General features: G+C 65.6%; 5 protein-coding genes. All 5 read left to right on the top strand.

All coding sequences use genetic code 11. The annotated features are described in order from the left end of the window. A partial coding sequence (gene flgJ / locus BO1_RS36940; protein WP_028221875.1) for a flagellar assembly peptidoglycan hydrolase FlgJ occupies nucleotides 1-911 on the top strand: 911 nt, incomplete at its 5' end. Nucleotides 912-1161: 250 nt separating this feature from the next. Beyond that, nucleotides 1162-1917: a flagellar brake protein gene (locus BO1_RS36935; RefSeq protein ID WP_028221874.1), complete on the top strand. Its 756-nt coding sequence runs from the start codon at nucleotides 1162-1164 to the stop codon at nucleotides 1915-1917. A gap of 231 nt (nucleotides 1918-2148) precedes the next feature. After that, nucleotides 2149-4188, top strand: coding sequence for a flagellar hook-associated protein FlgK (gene flgK / locus BO1_RS36930; RefSeq protein WP_028221873.1), 2040 nt, complete (start codon nucleotides 2149-2151; stop codon nucleotides 4186-4188). Nucleotides 4189-4199: 11 nt separating this feature from the next. Further along, complete coding sequence (gene flgL / locus BO1_RS36925; RefSeq protein ID WP_028221872.1) at nucleotides 4200-5459, top strand: flagellar hook-associated protein FlgL; 1260 nt, start codon at nucleotides 4200-4202, stop codon at nucleotides 5457-5459. A 288-nt stretch (nucleotides 5460-5747) separates the two neighbouring features. Next, the coding region (locus BO1_RS54265) for a two-partner secretion domain-containing protein (RefSeq protein ID WP_043288124.1) at nucleotides 5748-7480 on the top strand (1733 nt) is incomplete at its 3' end.

The following is a 7480-nucleotide window of genomic DNA, read 5'->3' as shown; positions in this document are numbered from 1 at the left end:
CAGCCAATGCGTCGCCCCAGCAGGGCGTGCAGATGGCCGCGAAGCAGTTCGACGTCGTGTTCACGCAGATGATGCTCAAGAGCATGCGCGAGGCGACCCCCGACGACGGTCCGCTCGATTCGAAAGACGGCGCGCAGTTCACCTCGATGATGGATCAGCAGCTCGCGCAGCAGATGTCGAACAAGGGCATCGGCGTGGCCAATGCGATGATCAAGCAGCTCATGCGCAGCATGGGCGGCGACGCCAGTGGCGCCAGTGGCGCCGATGGCCCGGGCGGCATTGCCGGCGCCATGTCAGGCATGGCCGGCTCGGGCGGCAGCGGCAACGAAGGCAACATGGCGATGCTGAGCGCGCTGGGCCGCGCCTACGGCAACGCCAGCGCGAACGGCGCGCTCGGCAAGGGAGAAGGCTGGGACGCCAACAGCGCCCTCACGCCGCCCGTGCGCGGCAACGGCGACGAAAAAGTGGACGCCTTCGTGAACAAGCTCGCGGGCGGCGCGCAGCAGGCAAGCGCGGCCACCGGCATTCCGGCGCGCTTCATCGTCGGGCAGGCGGCGCTGGAGTCGGGCTGGGGCAAGCGCGAGATCATGAAGGCGGACGGCTCGACGAGCCACAACGTGTTCGGCATCAAGGCCACGAAGGACTGGACGGGCAAGACCGTCTCGACCATGACGACCGAATACGTGAACGGCACGCCGCACCGCGTGGTGGAGAAGTTCCGCGCCTACGACTCGTACGACGACGCCATGACCGACTACGCGAACCTGCTCAAGAGCAACCCGCGCTACGCCTCGGTCATCAACAACTCGCACAGCGTGGAGGGCTTCGCGCACGCCATGCAGCGCGCGGGCTACGCGACCGACCCGCAATACGCGAAAAAGCTCATGACGATCATGCAGCAAATGGCCTGATGGCCCGTTCGCGCCGTGATCGCCGAACGCAAACGTTGCTTCGCCGACGTTATGCGCAGCTTGCGCGAACTTGCGGCACCTCCGTGCGCCAAGGCACGGAAAATTTGCACGAAACCCCTAAATTTCTCTCAGCGCTTGCCGCTAATGCAGGCAAGAAGCAAAAGAATCAGGGGCGGCCTGGACCGCCCGGACGGCGCGCGGGGGCCCAGGCCGTGGCGCGCCGGCATGTCCACGAAATTCCGGCACGCCGATGAATACCGTTCATTCGAATCAACAGGAAGCCTCCGAGGGCGAAGTTCCCGACTATGGCCGGCGCAACCCGCTAGAAGTCGGGGTGCAGTTGCGCAACCTCGCCAGTCGCGGCGATTTCCTGACCCTGCAATACGGCGGTGGCCAACTGGTCACGCGCATTCTCGAGGTGAACACGCGCGAGCGCACCTTCGTGTTCGACTGGGGCGCCTTGCCCGAGCAGAACCGCGACGTGCTCGCGAGTGCCAAATGCCAGTTCCATGCCTCGCCCGACGGCGTGCGCGTGGAGTTCACCACGGCCGCGCCGCGCGAGACCGAATTCGAAGGCCGGCCCGCATTCGAAGCCGGGTTCCCCGAGGTGCTCTACTACGTGCAGCGCCGCGAGTATTTCCGCGTCGATACACCCGTGCTGGAGCCGTGCCTGTGCCGTGGCGCGCTGCCGGCGGACGGCCAGCGCTTCCAGTTCGAGGTGCACGATCTCTCGCTCGGCGGCATCGGCCTGCGCACGACGGACGATCGCGCGGCGACCTTCGAGATGGGCCTGAAGCTCTCTGGCGTCGAACTCGACCTGCGCGCGCATGGCGTGCTGCGCGTGGATCTGGCGCTCGCGGTGCTGCGCTTCATCGACCTGCCCAACGGCGAGCGGCGCTATCACCTGGGCTTCAGATTCGTGGCGCTGCCCGGCGCCGCGGAGAACAGCCTGCAGCGCTACATCACGCAGCTCGAAATGAAGCGGCGCGCGTTCCAGCGCGCCTGAGTTCCGCTGCACGGGCCGCCGGGCCGCGCTCGGCGCCCCCGGGATGCGTCACGCATCGCTTGCGAGGCGCGCGCCGTCACGCCTCGCACGCCAAACGTTTTCTTCGCGACTTTCCCCCCATTTTCCTGGATGCAGGCGCTCAATTTTTGCGCTCCGCTGCCGTTATTACGTTGGTTCACCCACGCGGCCGTTCGACCGAGGTGTCGGAAAGGCCGTCCATGAGGATCACGCATGTCCAACATCTTCTCGATCGGCCTCTCCGGGTTGCAGGCGGCCCAGATCGGAATTGCCACCGCCGGCGAGAACATCAGCAATTCGTCGACCACGGGCTACAACGTGGAAAGCGCGGTGTTCAACGAAGCGAGCGGCCAGTACACGGCCTCGGGCTACATCGGCGGGGGCGTCAACACGGCCACGGTGCAGCGTGCCTACAGCCAATACCTCACGACCGCATTGAATAACGCGCAGTCGAGCAACAGCGCGCTCACCGCGTCGTACACGCTCGCCACGCAGCTCTCGAACCTCGTGGGCAGCCCGACGTCGGGCATCGCCTCGTCGATCTCGTCGTATTTCTCGGGCCTGCAGAACGTGTCGAATTCGCCGTCGAATACCGCCACGCGCCAGACCGCGATCTCCGACGGGCAAACCCTCGCCGACCAGATCAACGCCGCCGGCCAGCAGTACGACTCGATGCGCCAGAGCGTGAACACGCAGCTCTCGAACGCGGTCACGCAGATCAACAGCTACGCGCAGCAGATCGCGCAGCTCAACACGCAGATTGCCACGGCGAGCGCCGGGGGCCAGCAGCCGAACCAGCTGCTCGACCAGCGCGACCAGGCGGTCTCGAACCTATCGCAGCTCGTGGGCGTGCAGGTCGTGCAGAACAGCAGCGGCTACAGCGTCTTCCTCGGCAACGGTCAGCCGCTCGTGGTGAGCGGGCAGAACTACAACCTCACCACGCAGCCGTCGAGCTCGAACCCCTCGGAGCTCACCGTCGCCTGGCAGGGCCTGCCCGGCTCGAGCGCAACGGCGCAGCCGCTTTCGAGCGCGGCGCTGCAGGGCGGCACCGTGGGCGGCCTCATCTCGTTCGTGCAGGGCACGCTCGACCCTGCCGAGGCGCAACTGGGCGCGATCGCCACGAGCTTCGCCGCACAGGTGAACCAGCAGAACGCACTCGGCCTGACGCTTGGCGGCGCGGCGGGCAGCCAGCTCTTTACGGTGGGCTCGCCGGTTGTCACGGCCAATCTGAACAACAACCCCAGCAGCACCGCCACGGTCTCGGCACAGCTCACGTCTGCCGGCGCGCTCAGCCCGTCCACTGACAACTACACGCTCTCGTATTCGAACGCCTCGGGAACCAACACCTGGACGCTCACCGATACGACGACCAATCAGGTCGTGGGGACGACCAACACCCAGCCGAGCGCAAGCGAGCCGTTCGTCGTATCGGCCGCGGGTCTGTCGATCACCTCGACGGGCACGATGAACAACGGCGACTCGTTCGCGATCCAGCCGACCGCGGGCGCACTCGACAACTTCGCCCTCGCGACGACCGACCCGTCGGCGATTGCGGCCGCCTCGCCGGTGCTCGTCTCGGCGGCCAGCACGAACACGGGCACGGCCACCGTCACGCAAGGTACGGTCAGCGCGGGCTACGCCGTGTCCTCATCGGGACTGACGCTGAGCTATACGGCGGCGACGACGGGGAGCGGCGGCACACTCTCGGGCTTCCCGCCGAACTCGACGGTGAGCGTCACGATACCGGGCTCGAGCACGCCCACGACCTACACCATCGCCTCGGACGGCAGCACGACGGTCCCCTACGACCCGAGTACGGGCGCGACCATCGCCATCAGCGGCGACACCAGCGGCACGGCCAACAACGTGAGCTTCACGATGACGGGCACACCCGCGAGCGGCGACACCTTCACCATCGCGCAGAACACGGGCGCCTCGCAGGACGGCCGCAATGCGCTCGCGCTCGCGAACCTCACCTCGGGCACGGCCTTCACGAATTCGCAGACGCTCACGAACGCGTACTCGAACTATGTGAACACGATCGGCAACACGGCGAGCCAGCTGCAAGCGTCGAGCACCTCGCAGCAGTCGCTCGTCACGCAGCTCACCTCGCAGCAGCAGTCGGTGCAGGGCGTGAACCTCGACGAAGAAGCGGCCAACCTGCTGCAGTACCAGCAGCTCTACCAGGCCAACAGTAAGGTGATCCAGACGGCGGAGTCGATGTTCCAGACCCTGATCGGCATATTCCAGTGAGGCGCTGACCCATGCGTATCGCGACTTCCCAGCTTTATTCGTCCAGCCTGGCCACGATGGAGAACCAGCAGGCTCAGCTTCTCCAGGTGGAGCAGCAGGTCTCGTCGGGCGTCTCCCTCTCGAATCCCGCCGACAATCCGCTCGGCGCCGCCCAGGCCGTGCAGCTCTCGGCTACGAGTGCGACGCTCACGCAGTACCAGTCGAACCAGAGCACGGCACTTTCGTCGCTGCAGCTCGAAGACTCGACGCTTTCGAGCGTGACGAGCACATTGCAGGCCATCAACCAGCAGATCCAGTCGGCGGTCAACGGCTCGCTGAGCGACTCCGACCGCCAGGCGCTCGCCCAGCAGTTGCAGGGCGAACGCAGCCAGCTGCTCACGCTCGCCAATACCACCGACGGCCAGGGCAACTATCTCTTTTCGGGTTTCCAGAGCACCTCGCAGGTCTTCACCAATCTGCCGGGCGGCGGCGTGCAGTACAACGGCGACTCGGGGCAGCGCCTCGTTCAGGTGGCCGGCTCGCGCCAGATCCAGGTGGGCGACACGGGTTCGTCCGTGTTTATGAGCGTCTCGCCGGTGGGCTCGTCCCCGGTGAGCGCGGGCAGCTCGTCCAACACCGGCACGGGCACGATCGGCGCCGTAACGGTGACCGATGCCACGCAGGCCACGAACAGCCACCCGCTCTCGATCCAGTTCGCCACCGACGCCACGACCGGCGCGCTCACGTACTCGGTGAAGGACGACTCGACCAATCCGCCTACCACGCTCTCGTCGGATCAGCCTTATACGGATGGCTCGCCGATCGATCTCGGCGCTAGCGGCCAGGTTGGCATGACCGTGGCAATCTCGGGCACGCCCGCAGCGGGCGATACATTTTCCGTGACACCCGCCACGGCGCAGCAGAACAGCAGCGTGTTCTCGACCATCGATAACGTGATTGCCGCGCTGCAACAGCCGGTGAACGGCAGCCAGTCGGCGACCGCGAATCTGACGAACGCGCTGACGACTGGGCTCACGGCACTCGGTAACTCGATCTCCAACGTGATCACGGTGCAGGCTTCGGTGGGGGGGCGCGAGCAGGAACTCCAGGCGTTGCAGACCGTTACGTCGAACAATTCGCTACAGGTCACCACGAGCCTTTCGACGCTCACGAGCACCGATATGACCGCGGCGATCACGCAGTACACGCAGATCTCGAATGCGCTGTCGGCTTCGCAGAAGAGTTTTGCGGCTACGCAGAATCTTTCGCTGTTTCAGTACATCAATCCCTGATCGTTCCGGGGGCGTTCTCCCACAAAAAGCGGCGGTGCGCTTACAGCGCACCGCCGCTTTTTTTATCCACGCGCCGCTTCCGCGCCCCTTGCCCAACTCCAGTGAGCACGCGTTTTTAAGAATCATCTTACGTTCTGCTTTCCTCGCCGCCAATAAGATCCTCAGGCTGCTTACGTTTGCTTACAGCGCATACATTTTGCTTTCGCAAGCAGTCCGAAGAGCTCCCGCGTGAGGAACGACCAAAACGTCCCGCCGGGTAACGAAAAGAACTCGATACAAGGCCAGGAAATGAACTACAACAAATCCACCCGCCACAAACGCTCCCAATCGACACGGCAGCAGGCGTTCCGGCTCGCGGTCATGCCGGCCATGCTGGGCGCGGCGCTGGGCTACGCGAACGGCGCATGGGCGGTGCAGGGCGGGGTTGTCGCGGCGGGCAGCGGGACCATCAATACCTCGGGCAACAATACGACGATCACCCAGGCCACCGACAGGATGGTCGTCAACTGGACCAACTTCGACATCGCCAAAAACCAGGCGGTGGCGATCAAGCAGCCCAGCGCGACTTCGGCGGTGCTCAACCGCGTGGCCACGGCGGCGCCAACACAAATTGACGGTACGCTGACGGCGAGCGGCCGCGTCTTCGTGGTCAACCCCGCGGGCGTGATGTTTGGCAAGACGTCGACGGTGAACGTGGGGAGTCTCGTCGCGTCCACGCTCAATGTCGACGACAAGCAATTCATGGACGGTGGCGACGCACGGGGCGTCATGAACCTGTCCGCGAACGGCGGTAGTGGCGTCGTGTCGAACGACGGCCAGCTGAACGCAACCGAAGCCGTCGTGCTGCTCGGCGCAAAAGCCACCAACCAGGGCACGATTCGCGCCAGGGACGTCACGCTCGGCGCGGCCGACGGCGTGGCGATGCAGATGAGCAACTCCGGATTCAAGGTCATGCTCGGGCGCGAGGCGCAGAACGCGCTCGCGGCCAATGGCGGCGTGATTTCCGCGAAGGGCGGCGACGTCCAGCTCAACGCCGCGGCAACGGGCGCGATGCTCGCAACGGTGGTTCAGAACACGGGCACGATCGAAGCGACGCGCGCGAGCTCCGGCGAGGGCGGCTCGGTGATCCTCGGTTCGCAACTCGACGGCAACGTCAGCGCCGGTGGCCAGATTACCGCCGGGCGCGACATCACGATCGGCTCCACGCCGGTGAGCTACCCCCCGTTCCTCTCTCCGTTTGACGCCAACACGGCGCCGACAGGTGGCGAATACGCGAGCGCTGGCCACAATGTCGTTATCGAGAACGGCGCGAACCTGAACGCATCGCAAGGCGCGGTCACGATCGGGACCGCCGGCGGCAATGTCGTGTCGAACGGCCGTATCAACAGCGGCGGCGACGTCAAGATCGGCGCGGGCGGTGTTGGATCCCTCGCGGTCAACGGCGCGGTCAGTGGCGGCAGCGTGTCGATGCAAGGCACGGGTGTCGATATCAACGGGGCGATTACCGCCTCGACGGGCGACGTCTCCGTCAAGGCCGATGCCGCGGGCCTGGGCAATCTGAACCAGAACGCGAACCTGACCGCGTCCAAGGGCTCGGTCCTGCTCACGGGCACCAACGTCCTGCAGAAGAGCGGCGTCACCACCAATGCGGGGGACGGCATATCGATTGGTGCGGGCGGCACGATCCAGGCAGCCAGGCTGATCGGCGGCGGCGACGTCCAGCTTGGCGCGGTGACCGGCCCCCTCGTGGTCAACAGCGCGATCAACGGGCGCAGCGTGTCGATGCAGGGCACGGGTGTCGAAACCAACGCATCGATCACCGCTTCGACGGGCGACGTGTCCATCAAGGCCAATGCCCTGGGCACGGGCGATCTGAAGCAGAACGCGGATATCACGGCGTCCAAGGGCTCGGTCCTGGTCACGGGCACCAACGTCGTGCAGAAAGCCGGCGTCAGCACCACGGCCGGCAACGGCATTTCGATTGGCGCAGCGGGCACGCTGCAGGCAGCCAGGCTGAACGC

The organism is Paraburkholderia oxyphila NBRC 105797, assembly GCF_000685075.1.
Classification (GTDB): Bacteria; Pseudomonadota; Gammaproteobacteria; order Burkholderiales; family Burkholderiaceae; genus Paraburkholderia; species Paraburkholderia oxyphila.
The sequence above is the reverse complement of the archived record's forward strand: the minus strand, read 5'-3'. Positions and strand labels throughout refer to the sequence as shown.

Bases quoted from the DNA above. Each gene is read 5' to 3' on its own strand.
- BO1_RS36935 (WP_028221874.1), top strand. From the start codon at position 1,162: ATGAATACCGTTCATTCGAATCAACAGGAAGCCTCCGAGGGCGAAGTT.
- flgK (WP_028221873.1), top strand. From the start codon at position 2,149: ATGTCCAACATCTTCTCGATCGGCCTCTCCGGGTTGCAGGCGGCCCAG.
- flgL (WP_028221872.1), top strand. From the start codon at position 4,200: ATGCGTATCGCGACTTCCCAGCTTTATTCGTCCAGCCTGGCCACGATG.